This window comes from Trinickia mobilis (assembly GCF_017315705.1).
Lineage (GTDB): Bacteria > Pseudomonadota > Gammaproteobacteria > Burkholderiales > Burkholderiaceae > Trinickia_A > Trinickia_A mobilis.
The window spans coordinates 286709-300213 of the sequence record NZ_JAFLRF010000004.1; the positions used below are offsets into that span (position 1 = coordinate 286709).

General features: G+C 64.2%; 11 protein-coding genes and 1 pseudogene. 10 read left to right on the forward strand and 2 right to left on the reverse strand.

Annotated elements, in window-relative coordinates; genetic code table 11:
• Positions 1–208 precede the first annotated feature (208 nt).
• Positions 209–1438 (forward strand): YihY/virulence factor BrkB family protein, encoded by a 1230-nt coding sequence (locus J3489_RS08045; protein WP_206997172.1) that lies wholly within the window; start codon positions 209–211, stop codon positions 1436–1438.
• A 396-nt stretch (positions 1439–1834) separates the two neighbouring features.
• The gene (locus tag J3489_RS08050) at positions 1835–3028 is read left to right on the forward strand and encodes a porin (protein ID WP_206997173.1); all 1194 of its coding nucleotides are present in this window, start codon (positions 1835–1837) and stop codon (positions 3026–3028) included.
• 140 nt (positions 3029–3168) lie between these two features.
• Here the strand turns inward: J3489_RS08050 and J3489_RS08055 are convergent, their stop codons facing one another.
• Positions 3169–4077 (reverse strand): proteasome-type protease, encoded by a 909-nt coding sequence (locus J3489_RS08055; RefSeq protein WP_206997174.1) that lies wholly within the window; start codon positions 4075–4077, stop codon positions 3169–3171.
• A gap of 75 nt (positions 4078–4152) precedes the next feature.
• On the opposite strand from J3489_RS08055, the gene J3489_RS08060 reads away from it, so the two are divergent.
• The 4 genes and pseudogenes from J3489_RS08060 to J3489_RS08075 all read left to right on the forward strand — a co-directional run bounded on the left by J3489_RS08060 (position 4153) and on the right by J3489_RS08075 (position 6926).
• Positions 4153–4446 (forward strand): hypothetical protein, encoded by a 294-nt coding sequence (locus J3489_RS08060; RefSeq protein WP_206997175.1) that lies wholly within the window; start codon positions 4153–4155, stop codon positions 4444–4446.
• A gap of 138 nt (positions 4447–4584) precedes the next feature.
• Positions 4585–5192, forward strand: a pseudogene (locus J3489_RS08065) (cytochrome-c peroxidase); the annotation flags it as partial.
• 126 nt (positions 5193–5318) lie between these two features.
• Positions 5319–6041: an alanyl-tRNA editing protein gene (locus tag J3489_RS08070; RefSeq protein WP_206997176.1), complete on the forward strand. Its 723-nt coding sequence runs from the start codon at positions 5319–5321 to the stop codon at positions 6039–6041.
• A 39-nt stretch (positions 6042–6080) separates the two neighbouring features.
• Positions 6081–6926, forward strand: a complete 846-nt coding sequence (locus J3489_RS08075; RefSeq protein WP_206997177.1) for an AraC family transcriptional regulator — start codon at positions 6081–6083, stop codon at positions 6924–6926.
• A gap of 148 nt (positions 6927–7074) precedes the next feature.
• Here the strand turns inward: J3489_RS08075 and J3489_RS08080 are convergent, their stop codons facing one another.
• Entirely contained in the window at positions 7075–7521 is a 447-nt protein-coding gene (locus tag J3489_RS08080) for an HU family DNA-binding protein (protein WP_206997178.1), read from the reverse strand.
• Positions 7522–7831: 310 nt separating this feature from the next.
• Between J3489_RS08080 and J3489_RS08085 the strand changes: the two genes are divergently transcribed.
• The 4 genes from J3489_RS08085 to J3489_RS08100 all read left to right on the forward strand — a co-directional run bounded on the left by J3489_RS08085 (position 7832) and on the right by J3489_RS08100 (position 13439).
• Complete coding sequence (locus J3489_RS08085; RefSeq protein WP_206997179.1) at positions 7832–9874, forward strand: amylo-alpha-1,6-glucosidase; 2043 nt, start codon at positions 7832–7834, stop codon at positions 9872–9874.
• A gap of 91 nt (positions 9875–9965) precedes the next feature.
• Positions 9966–12695: an MGH1-like glycoside hydrolase domain-containing protein gene (locus tag J3489_RS08090; protein ID WP_242539869.1), complete on the forward strand. Its 2730-nt coding sequence runs from the start codon at positions 9966–9968 to the stop codon at positions 12693–12695.
• A 137-nt stretch (positions 12696–12832) separates the two neighbouring features.
• On the forward strand, positions 12833–13156 hold the full coding sequence (locus tag J3489_RS08095) for a hypothetical protein (RefSeq protein ID WP_206997180.1): 324 nt from the start codon (positions 12833–12835) through the stop codon (positions 13154–13156).
• A gap of 118 nt (positions 13157–13274) precedes the next feature.
• Positions 13275–13439: an FmdB family zinc ribbon protein gene (locus J3489_RS08100; RefSeq protein WP_137335269.1), complete on the forward strand. Its 165-nt coding sequence runs from the start codon at positions 13275–13277 to the stop codon at positions 13437–13439.
• Positions 13440–13505: the final 66 nt, after the last annotated feature.

Below are 13505 nucleotides of genomic sequence, written 5' to 3' on the forward strand. Positions count from 1 at the left end.
CTTTCTTGCTCTGTCACGCGGCGTCGCTCCATTCCGGGAGCCATGCCGCGTTTTTGTCGACCCGAGTTAGCGCTTTAGCGCTTACTCGGGTCCCATGCAGAGCTGTCGACAGGCATCCGCGAACAACAGCGCTCATCTGCCATCATCCCTACTGCATCACGCTCAGTTCCTGTAGCATCTACACCTCTTGAAGCAGCGAGGCCGAACCATGAGCACACGCTCGACCCAAAAACTGCACGCATCGCTACGCAGGGAAGCGTCTTGGGGCCTTCGCGCATTCAAGCAATTCGGAGAAGACCGCTGCGCCGCGATGGCGGCCAGCATCGCGTTTTACTCCGCATTCTCGCTCGCGCCGATGCTCGTCATGGTGATCGCGGTGGCAGGCTGGTTCTTCGGCGACGAGGCCGCGCGTGGGCAGATCTTCAGCCACGTCCACGGCCTGCTCGGCAATGACGCCGCCGCCGGCGTGCAGACCATCGTCCAGAACGCGCATCGCAGCGGCAGCGCGGGCGGCGTCGCCGCCATCATTTCGTTTGCACTGCTTGCCGTCGGCGCGTCGGCGACGTTCTCGTCGCTCAACACGGCGCTCAGCATTATCTGGCCGGCGACCCGCTCGCGCACGTCGACCGTCGTCGCGCTCGTCAAGGTGCGGCTCATTTCGTTCGGGCTCGTGCTCGGCGTTGCGTTTCTGCTGATCGTTTCGCTCGTGCTCGATACGGCCATCACGTTCGTCGGCCAATGGCTGTGGGGCAACACGCCATACATCGTGATCGGCAACCTGCTGCAATTGGCCGTCGGCTTGCTGGTGCTCGCCTTCGCGTTCGCCGCGCTACTCAAATTCCTGCCCGATGCGCCGGTCGCCTGGCGCGACGCGATCACGGGAGGCCTCCTCGCCGCCGTCCTGTTCTCCGCCGGCAAGAAACTGTTTGCGTTGTACCTCGCGCATGCGGGCATGGCGAATTCGTTCGGCGCGGCGGGGTCGCTCGCGGTGCTGTTGATGTGGCTGTACTTTTCGGCGGCCGTGCTGCTGCTCGGCGCAGAGTTCGCCTCGGCCCGCGGCCACCTGCACGACCCGCGCGGCGCCTGGGGGCTGCAGAGCGACGAGACGCCGCCGGGCAGCCGCGCGATGCTCGCGTCGGCGCTTGCCGCTTCGACGGTTTCGGCCGCTGCGGGAACGCCTGCGTCCGGCGAGGCGGGCGACGCGGCCGGGCAAGCGCTGGAATTCGGGCGCAAGGTCGCTCGGGCCGAACGCCGGGCCACCCGCGCCACCGCCGCGACGCTGCTGGAAGCCGAGCGCCGCGCCGCCGCCGCCGACCGCTACGTGCGCAAGCATCCATGGCGCGCGGTGATGTTCGCGGCGGGAGCAGCGCTTTTGCTCACGTCGGTTGTCGGGCGCGGCAACGGCGAATCCGGCGCAGCGACAAGCCAGGAGCGTTGACGAAAACGACAGCGCCAGAAGCCGTTCGCCAAACACGTCGCACGTGCGCTGTCCGGCATCCCCGGTTTACCGGACTTTGCGGTGCATCACGCCGCTTTTACGTGCAAGTGCTCCGGAATTAATCACACGAATTCGATATCCGGCGCACGTTTCTTACAAATCGATTAAATAACGCCCCAAAAAGGGGGCGGCGCACATCTTTTAGGCGAACACACTCCAACTTCCACAATTCAATATTTCGAACGCGGCAACAATGCCTCATTTTTCTTATATATCAGCGACTTGAACGCATGTTTCATTTTCGAGACAGTCATTTTTTTCTAGTTCTAGCGAGTATTCGCATTGCGCTATTCTCCTATCCGCAACAAATAAATTATTCATTCGCGTGGAGAAATGATGAAAAAAACCGCATTGTCTACCCTCTCGCTGGCACTGCTCGGCGCCGCTGGCGCAGCGCATGCCCAAAGCAGCGTCACGCTGTATGGGACGATCGACACGTCGCTGACCTATGTTCATAACGCCGCGACCAACGCCCAGCACCAGAGCCAGAACCTGTGGTCGCTGGGCAACACCAGCGGCGGCGACCTGTCGGGCACCCGTTGGGGCTTGAAGGGCGCGGAAGACCTCGGCGGCGGTCTGAAGGCGATCTTCCAGTTGGAAAACGGCTTTAACCCGTCCACCGGCCAACTGAACCAAGGCGGTCGCGAGTTCGGCCGTCAAGCATTTGTCGGCATCGCCAGCGACAAGTTCGGCACGCTCACGCTGGGCCGCCAGTATGACCCGCTCGTCGACATGGTCCAGGCCATCACGAACGACAACTACTTCGGCAGCCCGTTCGCGACCGTCGGCGACGTCGACAACTACGACAACAGCTCGCGCACCAACAACGCGATCAAGTACGTGTCGCCGTCGTACGCGGGCCTGCAAGTGGAAGGCATGTACGCGCTGGGCGGCAAGGCAGGCCAGACGGGTTCGGGCCAGACGTGGTCGCTCGCCGCAGCCTATAACAACGGCCCGCTGTCCGTGGCTGCCGGCTACTTCGTGGCCGACAACAACGACGGCGCGCGCACGGCAACGACTGGCGGCGGCGGCTGGAGCAGCACGTCGGACGGCACGTTCGACGGATCGCTGGTCAACCTCGGCTACCAGACGGCCAAGTCGATCAACATCGCGCGCGTGGCCGCACAGTACGTCGCCGGCCCCTTCACGGTCGGCGCCGCCTACAGCAACTCGCAGTACAAGAACGACGGTTTCTCGGCGTTCAGCTCGACCGAGAAGTACAACACCGGACAAGGCTTCTTGAACTACCAAGCGAACACTGCGCTGCTGCTGGGCCTCGGCTACAGCTACACGAAGTCGAGCGGCAACACGGGCGCGACCTACCATCAGGTTTCGCTGGGCGCGGACTACAGCCTGTCGAAGCGCACCGACGTGTACCTGGTTGGCGCTTACCAGCACGCGAGCGGCGATACGCTTAACGCGCTCGGCACGCAAACCGTCAGCGCCGTCGCTTCGATCGGCTCGTACGGCTACGACGGCGGCCGCAACACGCAAGAGCTGTTCGCCCTCGGCCTGCGTCACAAGTTCTGATCGGACTTGACTGACGGCTGACGCAACACGCTGTTAAAAGGCCCGTCCCGGCTCACACCGGTGACGGGCTTTTTTTTCGTGTCGGCCGGAGTAAGTGCTTCAGCACTTACTCCGGCCCCATGCACAGCGGTCGGCCCGAGTTAGCGCTGCGGCCGGGCTTTATCGTCTTGCGCGAGGGTCTGGGCAGGCGTCGCTTGACTTGCCGGCGCGCCGGCAACCGCCGAGCGGTGCAATACGAGCTCGCGCCCGGGGCGCTGCAGCGGCATCTCGGCCCCATCCTGCCAGTTCGGATCGGGAATTTCGGCGAACACCTGACGCAGCCGCTCGCCCCACGTCCGGTGAATCATCTCGAAGTAGGTGTTGTCGCTATCGATCGAGACGAACCGCGTGACGCGCAGCGCATCCGTTTCGTAGACCAGCAAATCGAGCGGCAACCCCACCGACAGATTCGAGCGCAGCGTCGAATCCATCGACACGAGCGCGCATTTTGCCGCTTCGCCAAGCGGCGTCGCCGGCGTGAGCACGCGGTCGATGATCGGCTTGCCGTACTTGGACTCGCCGATCTGGAAATACGGATTCACGCTCGACGATTCGATGAAGTTGCCCGCCGCATAAATCATGAAGAGCCGCGGACGATTGAGCGCACGGCCAGTGCCCTCGGCGCACGCGCCCTGGCCGTTCGCCGCCCCGGCGATCTGCCCGCCGAGAATGAAGCTGCAATTGAAGTCGACGCCGAATTCCTGCAACGCGCGCGCTTCGCGCTGGTGGACGTCGCGCACCGCCTGACCGACGACGCGCGCGGCGTCCGGCATCGTCGGCGCGGTCCACAGCGACGGCCGCTCCGGGTTCGAAGGTTCGGACAGCTCGTGCAACACCGCCTGGGTCAACGCCAGATTGCCCGCACCGAGCAAGACCAGCACGCGCTCGCCGGGCTGCTCGAACACGGTCATCTTGCGCGCGGTGCTGATGTGATCGACGCCGGCGTTGGTCCGCGTGTCGGACAAGAAAACGAGCCCGTCGTCGACGGACATCGCCACACAGTAAGTCATGGATTCTCTCGCAATCGGAAGCCAGCCAAACGCCGCTATTGTAATGCGCGGGCAACGCCGGATAGGTATCCGGGCGTGGTTTGGGTTACTTTTGGCCGCTTGCCGTCATCTTACTTTCAGCTTACTTATCGCTTTGGCGGTGATCCAGGCAACCGGCAACATCAGATCAGTCCACGCGATGCGATTCTGCACGATCAGGCCCGCGCGGACCGCATCGCTGCCGGCGAACGCGGTATTGCACTGGTCTATGCCGCACATCTCGTCAAAGCATCGCATCGCTTGCACCCTGCACGTGTCGGTTCATCGTGCAGCGCCAATACGATCGATGTCTTATTAATACGAAATCCTAATCAATTTGATCCTGCTTGAACTCAAAACCGGAAGTTCATCAAACGATAATCGCGTTCCCGATATTTAAGACAAGCACGTAATTCTCGGGCCATTCTCAGAGCAAATCGCGCGATTCGATTCCCCCATCGTGACAAATTTGTTTCGATTTAGAAAATCATGTCCGGCTCGGGCACGATGTCGTGCGCGTCATGGCACGCATACGGCCCGCCCAACGGCCTGCCCGTGCAGATGGGCGGCCGCGAGCGGCGTCACGCGCGCAGAAGACGGCCGGCGTCGCGCCCGCCGCCCCCGCGATGGTGCCGCAAGGCGGCTTGTTCTGGGACGGCCGGGTCGACACGCTGCAGGCGCAGGCACTCGGCCCGCTGCTGAACCCGACCGAAATGGCGAATCCGAGCGTCGGCGCGATCGCCGCCAAGCTCGAGAACGGCGCGTACCGCAACACGTTTGCGCAGCTTTTCGGGGCAGGCATTTTCGACCATCCGAACATGCTGGTGTCGGAGGCGATGTTCGCGGTGGCGCGCTACCAGTTCGAGGATTCGTCGTTCCATCCGTACACGAGCAAGTACGACTACTGGCTCGAAGGCAAGGCGAGGCTGACCCAGGCCGAGCTGCACGGCCTGCAGCTCTTCAACGATCCGAACAAGGCCAATTGCGCCGGCTGCCACTTGTCGAAGCCGGGCAAGGACGGCCTGCCGCCGATGTTTGCCGACTACCAGTACGAAGCGCTCGGCGTGCCGCGCAACACGAGCCTCGCCGCGACCCGGAGAATCAAAAGCCGTAATGCTTCCGGGCGTGCGGCGCCGGTCCCGCAGCACAGCACTTTTCACCAATCCTGCGCCGCGCGGCAGACCTACACTGGCGTTTTCACATGATTTCGCCAAGGACCCGGAATGCCGCACTACTTATGCCACGAAGCGCCGGACCTGCTTGAATTCGACACCGGCGTGATCGACGCACGCCCCGGCGCGATCGTGCTCGCGCGCTCGGCGCTGCACCCGGGCGGCGGCGGACAGGTGTCGGACGTCGCGACGCTCACGCACGCGCATGGGATTGCGCGAATCGTCGGCGTATCGCTTGAAAACGGCCGTTACTGGCATGTGCTCGACTCGGCGCACTCGGCGCTCGAGCTGAGCGGCGACGTGCACGTGTCGATCGATGCCGATTGGCGCTCGACGGTCGCTCAGCTTCATACGGATACCCATATTCTCAACGCGCTCGTCTATCGGCAATTCGCGGGGGCGCTCGTCACCGGCGCGCAAATCAACGGCGACGGCACGGCCCGCATGGACTTCGATCTGCCCGACGCCGACAACGATTTGCTGCGTGCGCTCGAAAGCCCGCTCAACGACGTGATACGCCAGGGCCTCGACGTGCGCGCGACCTACATGAGCGCGAAAGACGCGCGCAACACGCCGGGACTGATCCGCAGCCTATCGGTTGCGCCGCCGCCGACGCCCGACGGCAAGATCCGCATCGTCGAAATCGGCACGCTCGACCGCCAAGCCTGCGGCGGCACGCATCTGACCAATACCGCGCAGTCGCGCCCCGTTCGCATCGCCAAGATCGAAAACAAAGGGCGGCGCAACCGCCGCGTGCGAATCGAACTATGCTGATAGACGGTGGCGGATCGCCGCCCAGGAACGGAGGAAAGCATGCAGCGCCCGGCAAAAAGCGAGCTGTCTTACTGGCGCGACCAGGCACTGACGGGCGCCTGCCTCGCGACCGCACGCTATGGCGCGCACCAATTCGAGCGGCACGTCCATGACGAACTCGTGATCGTGATGACCGAGGACGGCGCGGGCCGCTGCGAGACGCGCGCCGGCAGCGACGTTTCCGGCCCCGGGACGATCTTGGTTTGCGCGCCGGGCGAATATCACAGCGGCCGCGTGTGGGAAGACCGCGCCTGGAATTACCGCGCGATCTATCTGGATATGGACGGCTTGAACGCGCTCGGCAGCGTGTTCAGCGCGGATTTGCCCGAGAGCCGGCGCCTTTTCATTCCGCCAGGCCTCTACCGCGACGAAGCGTTATCGAAGCTGCTGGCCGCCGCGCACGCCGGCGCGGATGCGCCCGAACGCGCGCCGCTCATGGAGCGTCAAGCACACTGGTGGCAAGCGATGGGGACGCTCTTTGGCCGCTACGGCCAGCCGAAACCCGCCCTCGGCGACGTAGAGCGCGAATCGCGCAAGATGGCCCAGGTACGCGACTACCTCGACGCCCACTACCGCGAAAACATCTCGATCGACGCGCTCGCGGCACTCGCCGGCCTCAGCCGGTTTCACCTGATGCGCGCGTTCCGCAAGGAATTCGGCATTCCGCCGCATGCCTATGCGAGCCAGCGGCGCTTGATCGAGGCGAAGAAGATGCTTGCCGCCGGCCACAGCCCGGCAGCGGCCGCCGCCGAGGTCGGACTCTACGATCAAAGCCATTTGAACCGGCTATTCAAGCGCGCCTATGGCGTGACGCCCGGCACGTATGCGGGCTTGCATCCGCAGTGACCGCGCTGCGTGGGACCCGAGTAAGCGCTAAAGCGCTAACTCGGGTCGACAAAAAATCCCCGCGAACTTTCGCCCGCGGGGATTTTGATCAGCTTGCGTTCGCAGCACCGCGCTTAACGACACGCAGCGACGCGAAACCGCCCGGCCGTTACGCCGCTGCTGCGTCCTTCAGCTTCTTCAGCGCACGTGCCTTGATGCGCACGCTTGCCGGCTTGGCCGGGAACCAGCGCTCTTCACCCGTGAACGGGTCCTTGCCGAAGCGCTTTTTCTTCGCCGGCACGGCTTGCACGACGATCTTCAGAAGACCGGAAAGCGTGAACTCGCCTGCGCCCTTCTTGTGGACCGAACCGAGGATCGTGTCTTCGAGTGCAGCCAGCACAGCCTTGACGGACTTCGGCTCGACAGCAGCGCGCTCAGCGAGGTGAGCAGCCAGCGAGGCCTTCGTGAAGGTGTCCTTGATCGGCGACGCTACGCCGGACGCCTTCACGGCGACCTTCTTAGCCGCTACTTTCTTCGCGGGAGCTTTCGTTGCGGCTGCTTTCTTAGCCGGTGCGGGGGCAGCCTTCTTGGCTACCTTTTTTGCGGAAGTCGCCATGTTTCTCCTACCAGTTGTGGTCAATGATTAACCGAAGCGCGCGCGATATGCGCGCGCTTCAACGGCGGATTCTACAAGCGCTACAACGTTTCGTGCATCTCTTTTGTGTTTTTCCCGCTGCTTTATCGCGCGATGTGTTGCGCGGCGCAGACTGTCCGATGCATTTTGAGCCTTGTTTCAGCGCTCAAAGTGAGTCCGGCGATGCGCGAGCACCGTGTTTTCCCGAGTCGCCGAACCGTTTTTACGGCGAACGGATACGATGCGTTGATGCGTGCAATGCGCGTTTTCGAGCAGCGCAAGAGGCTCCGACATGACACGAACGATCTCTTCGGAACACCTGCCGGACGACGGCAGCAGCACCTCGCGAGACACCGGCGGCGCGTCGGCTTTCCTCGCCGAGCGGTTCGACGCCGACGCCGAATGGCTCGAGCCGGACGGCTTCGGCGGCTTTGCGTCGGGCACCGCCGGCGGCGAGCGCACGCGCCGCTATCACGCGCTATTGCTTGCCGCGACGCATCCGCCGACCGGCCGCGTGGTGCTCGTCAACGGCCTCGAAGCGTGGCTCGAAACGGCTGACGGTCACGTTCCGCTAGCGACGCAGCGCTATCTTCCCGACCTCGTCCACCCCGATCTCGCGTCGCGCCTGATCGCCTTCGATGTCGCGCCGTGGCCCATCTGGCGGTTCCGCATCGACGACGCGGCGACGCTCGTCTACGAGTTGTTCGTCGCAAAAGGCTACGGCGAAACGGTGCTGCGCTGGCGCCTCGAAGGCGCGCACGACATGGCGGGGCCGCTTCGACTGAAGGTGCGATTGCTCTTATCCGGGCGCGACCATCATGCACTGCACCACGAAAACGCGGCGTTCAGCTTCGCGTATCGCGAGGCAGGCGGCGAGTCGGGGAGCAACATCGCGTGGCGTCCATACGGCGATTTGCCTGCCATCGCCGCGCTGACGAACGGCGCCTATCTGCACGCGCCGGACTGGTACCGGAACTTCCTGTACGTCCGCGAACGCGAGCGCGGTCTCGACTACAGCGAGGATCTCGCGAGCCCGGGCGTGTTTTCGTTCGACATCGGCGCGCGCGACGCCGTCGTCATCCTGCGCTCCAACGGCGAACTCGCCGATGACGCCGACACCCGCGCCGCCGAACTCGCGCGCGCCGAGCACGCGCGGCGCGCCGCGTTCCGCTCGCGCACGCGCTTGTCCGCGGACGCGTATTTCGTCGCGCGCGGCACGGGCCAGACGCTCGTCGCCGGCTACCCGTGGTTCACCGATTGGGGCCGCGACACGTTCATCGCGATGCGCGGTCTCGCGCTCGGCACGCGCCGCTATGCCGACGCCGAAGCGATCCTGCTCGACTGGTCGCGCACGGTTTCGCAGGGCATGCTGCCGAACCGCTTCCCCGACGACGGCAACGAGCCGGAATACAACTCTGTCGATGCATCGTTGTGGTTCGCCGTCGCGGTGCACGACTACCTGCGCACCGACCACGCGAGCCACGCCACCCGCACGGCGTTGCGCAACGCGGTCGATACGGTGCTCGACGGCTACGCGCAGGGCACCCGCTACGCGATCGGCGCCGATACCGACGGCCTCGTTCGCGCGGGTGTGCCCGGTGTCCAGTTGACGTGGATGGACGCGAAAGTGGACGGCTGGGTCGTGACGCCGCGCATCGGCAAACCGGTCGAAGTGCAGGCGCTGTGGATCAACGCACTGCGGATCTCGCTCGGCTGGACCGCGCAGTGGCAAAGCCTCGAAGAACGCGCGAGCCGCGCTTTTCACGCGCGCTTCATCAATCCCGAAACCGGCGCGCTCTACGACGTCGTCGATGCGGACCACGTGCCGGGCCGCGTCGACGCAAGCATCCGTCCGAACCAGATCTTCGCCGCCGGCGGCCTGCCGTTTACGCTCGTCAAAGACGAGACCGCGCGTCATATCGTCGAGCAGGTCGAAACACATCTGCTCACGCCGCTCGGGCTGCGCACGCTTGCGCCCTCCGATCCGAACTATGCGGGCACTTACACGGGCGACGCGCGGCAGCGCGACTCGGCTTATCACCAAGGCACGGTCTGGCCCTGGCTGCTCGGGCCGTTCGTCGAGGCCTGGCTGCAGGTGCGCGGCAACTCGCCCCATACGCGCGCCGAAGCGCGGCGCCGCTTCCTCGCGCCGCTTATCGATCATCTGCGTTGCGACGGGCTCGGCCACATCTGCGAAATCGCCGACGGCGACGCGCCGCACACGCCGCGCGGCACGCCGTTCCAAGCCTGGTCGCTCGGCGAATTGCTGCGGATCGAATCACTGCTGGCGTCGGTGCAGCCGAGCGGCGGCCCCGGCGCGGCGCGCGGCGCGTAAGTGCCGGGTGGGGCGGGCACCTAAGACATCACGCCCCGAATGCGCTAAATTGGCCTCTTCCGCTCGTCGCTCCTCGTTCGGGGAAGTCCCCATGCTCAGTCCGCGCCGCTCCAAGCTCCTCGACACTGTCGAAGGCCGCCGCCTCCATGGGCCCGATATTGCCCGCTGGCGCCGGTGGGGGCCTTACCTGAGCGAACGCCAGTGGGGCACCGTGCGCGAGGATTACAGCGCGAACGGCACCGCGTGGGATTACTTTCCGCACGATCACGCACGCAGCCGCGCGTACCGCTGGGGCGAAGACGGCATCGGCGGCTTCGGCGACGAAAAGCTCAACTGGTGCATGAGCGTCGCGCTATGGAACGGACGCGATTCGATCCTCAAGGAGCGCCTGTTCGGCCTGACCAATGCCGAAGGCAACCACGGCGAGGACGTGAAGGAACTGTATTTCTATCTCGACGGCACGCCGACGCATTCCTACATGCGGATGCTCTACAAATACCCGCATGCCGCGTTTCCCTACTCGGACCTCGTCGAAGCAAACGCCCGGCGCGGCGCCGGCCAGCCCGAATACGAAATCCTCGACACCGGCGTATTCGACTCCAACCGATATTTCGACGTTCTTATCGAATACGCAAAGGGCGACCCCAACGATATCGTGATGCGCGTGACCGTGGAGAATCGCGCCGGCGAGCCCGCCGAACTCGACGTGCTGCCGCAGATCTGGGCGCGCAATCTGTGGTCGTGGTGGCCCGATCAGCCGAAGCCGTCGCTGACGCTCGAGGCCGTCGACGGCAAGACCTGCGTGGTCGCGCGCCACGCCGGCCACGAACCGCTCATCGTGACGGCGAGCGCCGACGTGCCGGTCGAATGGCTCTTCTGCGAAAACGACACGAATGTGCGGCGCCTGTTCGGCAACGAGGGCGCGGGGCCGTTCAAGGACGGCTTCAACGACTACGTCGTCGCCGGCGACACGCGCGCGATCCGGCGCGACCACGGCACGCGCGCGGCGGCTCGCGTGCACCTCAAGCTCGCCGCGGGCGAAAAGCGCGTCGTGCATCTGCGCGTACGCGCCGATTCGGCCGAACGCTCGGCGCATGCCGACGCGAACGCGGTCATCGCGATGCGCCGCTCGGAAGCCGACGAGTTCTACGCCGCGCTGCAAGAAGACCTCGACGATGCCGACGCCCGGCTCGTCCAGCGCCAGGCGCTTGCCGGGATGCTATGGAGCAAACAGTACTACCAGTTCGACGTGACGCGCTGGCTCGACGGCGACCCTGCGCAGCCGAAGCCGCCGCGCGGACGCCGCAACGCGCGCAACGCGGACTGGCGGCATCTGTCGAATTGCGACATCGTCTCGATGCCGGACAAATGGGAATACCCGTGGTACGCGTCGTGGGACCTCGCGTTTCACGCGGTCGCGTTCGCCATGATCGACCCCGAGTTCGCGAAGCAACAACTGATCTTGCTGATCAAGGACCGCTACCAGCACCCCAACGGTCAATTGCCCGCGTACGAATGGGCGTTTTCCGACGCGAACCCGCCGGTCCACGCGTGGGCCACGTGGCGCGTCTACGAAATGGACAAGGCGCTCACGGGCCGCGGCGACCGCGTGTTTCTCGAGCGCATCTTCCACAAGCTGCTGTTGAACTTCTCATGGTGGGTCAACCGCAAAGACGCCGCCGGACACAATATCTTCCAGGGCGGCTTTCTCGGGCTCGACAACGTCGGCATCTTCGACCGCTCCGCACCGCTGCCGACCGGCGGCCGCATCGATCAGGCCGACGGCACCGCATGGGTCGCCGCCTATGCGCTCGACCTCATGCAGATCGCGCTCGAACTCGCGATCGAAAACGCCGTGTTCGTCGATATGGCGGTGAAGTTCTTCGAGCACTTCTTGTATATCGCCGAAGCGGTCGGCTGCAACGACGGCTGCGACACGGGCCTGTGGGACGACGACGACGGGTTCTACTACGACAAGCTGCGCCTGCCCGACGGCAGCAACGTGCCGCTCCGAATGCGCTCGATCGTCGGGCTGATTCCGCTATTCGCGGTGCGCGTGCTCGAGCAGCGCAGGCACGGCAGCCTGCCCGGCTTGCGCGACCGTCTCCTGTGGTTCCTCGAACATCGCCCCGATCTGGCGCGGCTCGTTTCGCGCTGGCACGAAGCGGGCGCCGGCAACAGCGCGCTGCTGTCGCTGTTGCGCGGTCACCGGATGAAGTGCCTGTTGCGGCGCATGCTCGACGAAAGCGAATTCCTCTCGCCGTTCGGCGTGCGCGCGCTCTCGCGAACGCATTGCGACACTCCGTTCACGTTCCGGCACAACGGCGACAGCTTCTTCGTGAAGTACTTGCCCGCCGAATCCGATTCGCACGTGTTCGGCGGCAACTCGAACTGGCGCGGGCCCATCTGGATGCCGGTGAACTTTCTGCTGATCGAATCGCTGTTCGAATTCCATCGCTACTACGGCGACGATTTTCGCGTCGAGTATCCGACCGGGTCCGGCGAAAAGTATTCGCTGCGCGAAATCGCGTTCTTCCTCGCAGGCCGCATCACGACGCTATTTTTGAAGGGGAAGGACGGCAAACGCCCCGTCATGGGCGCGTATCCGAAGTTGCAAGCGGACCCGCGCTGCGACGACCTCGTGCTTTTTCACGAATACTTTCACGGCGACAACGGGCGCGGCGTCGGCGCTTCGCATCAGACCGGCTGGAGCGGACTGGTCGCATTGCTGCTGCAGCCGGGGATGGTGTCGTGCGCGCACGGCGTGCGCGCACTTGAAGACGAGATGGCAGAAGTGCAGGCCGAGAGCGTGATGAAGTAAAGCCCTTCACGCGGGTCGCAAAAGACAACGCCGTCCACTAGAATAGACCGCTCTATCCAAAGCACGTCCGTGGAGCCGTGAGCGCCGCGGCGTTAATCCTGCGTTTGTTTCAAACGAACGCGCACTGGAGAAGCTCGATGAGCAATCGGCCGTCGTCTGACGAATCGGACAATCTCAATCAAACCACCGAGGCCACGCTAGCCGCGTTGACGCTGCAAATCAGTGCATTCGTTCATAACGGCACACTCGACAGCCGTTGCGCTGCGAAGCTCATTAAACGGTTAAGAAAGGAAGCCCGCTGCGTTTTCGACAACGGCAATTCGACCGATGAGGGACGCCACGAACTTGAAAAGGCGTTGAACGCCGTGGATACGTCCCTGCGAGAACACGACGCGATGCTGCTCGTTGCGGCCAACGCCGCACTGCGTGTCGCGGAAGACGCGCCGCACGGCAACCCCTAAGCACTAGACGCCGTCCGATCGGGTCATTTTCCTGCACTACAATGAGTCGTTAGAGTGCCGCACACCGCTCGCACAGCTATTCGGCAAGCACGTGCAGGACTCGCGCCGGAGGACTGCCATGCCGACTTATCAATATCGTTGCGAAAAGTGCGGCGAGACATTCGAGCATATCGAACACCTCGCCGAGCACGAGAAGGCCCATCCGCCTTGCCCCAAGTGCGGAAGCGAGCAGGTTCAACACGTGCCCACGCCATTTGTCGCGCAAACGTCTAGAAAGAGCTGAAAAGAAAACGGCTCGCTTCGAGCCGTTTTCTTTTGCCTTCGGCTTTACATCAACGGCCGCAATGCG

Coding starts and splice junctions, on each gene's coding strand:
- J3489_RS08090 (WP_242539869.1), top strand. CDS start 9,966: ATGCTCAGTCCGCGCCGCTCCAAGCTCCTCGACACTGTCGAAGGCCGC.
- J3489_RS08045 (WP_206997172.1), top strand. CDS start 209: ATGAGCACACGCTCGACCCAAAAACTGCACGCATCGCTACGCAGGGAA.
- J3489_RS08095 (WP_206997180.1), top strand. CDS start 12,833: ATGAGCAATCGGCCGTCGTCTGACGAATCGGACAATCTCAATCAAACC.
- J3489_RS08070 (WP_206997176.1), top strand. CDS start 5,319: ATGCCGCACTACTTATGCCACGAAGCGCCGGACCTGCTTGAATTCGAC.
- J3489_RS08055 (WP_206997174.1), bottom strand. CDS start 4,077: ATGACTTACTGTGTGGCGATGTCCGTCGACGACGGGCTCGTTTTCTTG.
- J3489_RS08050 (WP_206997173.1), top strand. CDS start 1,835: ATGAAAAAAACCGCATTGTCTACCCTCTCGCTGGCACTGCTCGGCGCC.
- J3489_RS08085 (WP_206997179.1), top strand. CDS start 7,832: ATGACACGAACGATCTCTTCGGAACACCTGCCGGACGACGGCAGCAGC.
- J3489_RS08100 (WP_137335269.1), top strand. CDS start 13,275: ATGCCGACTTATCAATATCGTTGCGAAAAGTGCGGCGAGACATTCGAG.
- J3489_RS08080 (WP_206997178.1), bottom strand. CDS start 7,521: ATGGCGACTTCCGCAAAAAAGGTAGCCAAGAAGGCTGCCCCCGCACCG.
- J3489_RS08075 (WP_206997177.1), top strand. CDS start 6,081: ATGCAGCGCCCGGCAAAAAGCGAGCTGTCTTACTGGCGCGACCAGGCA.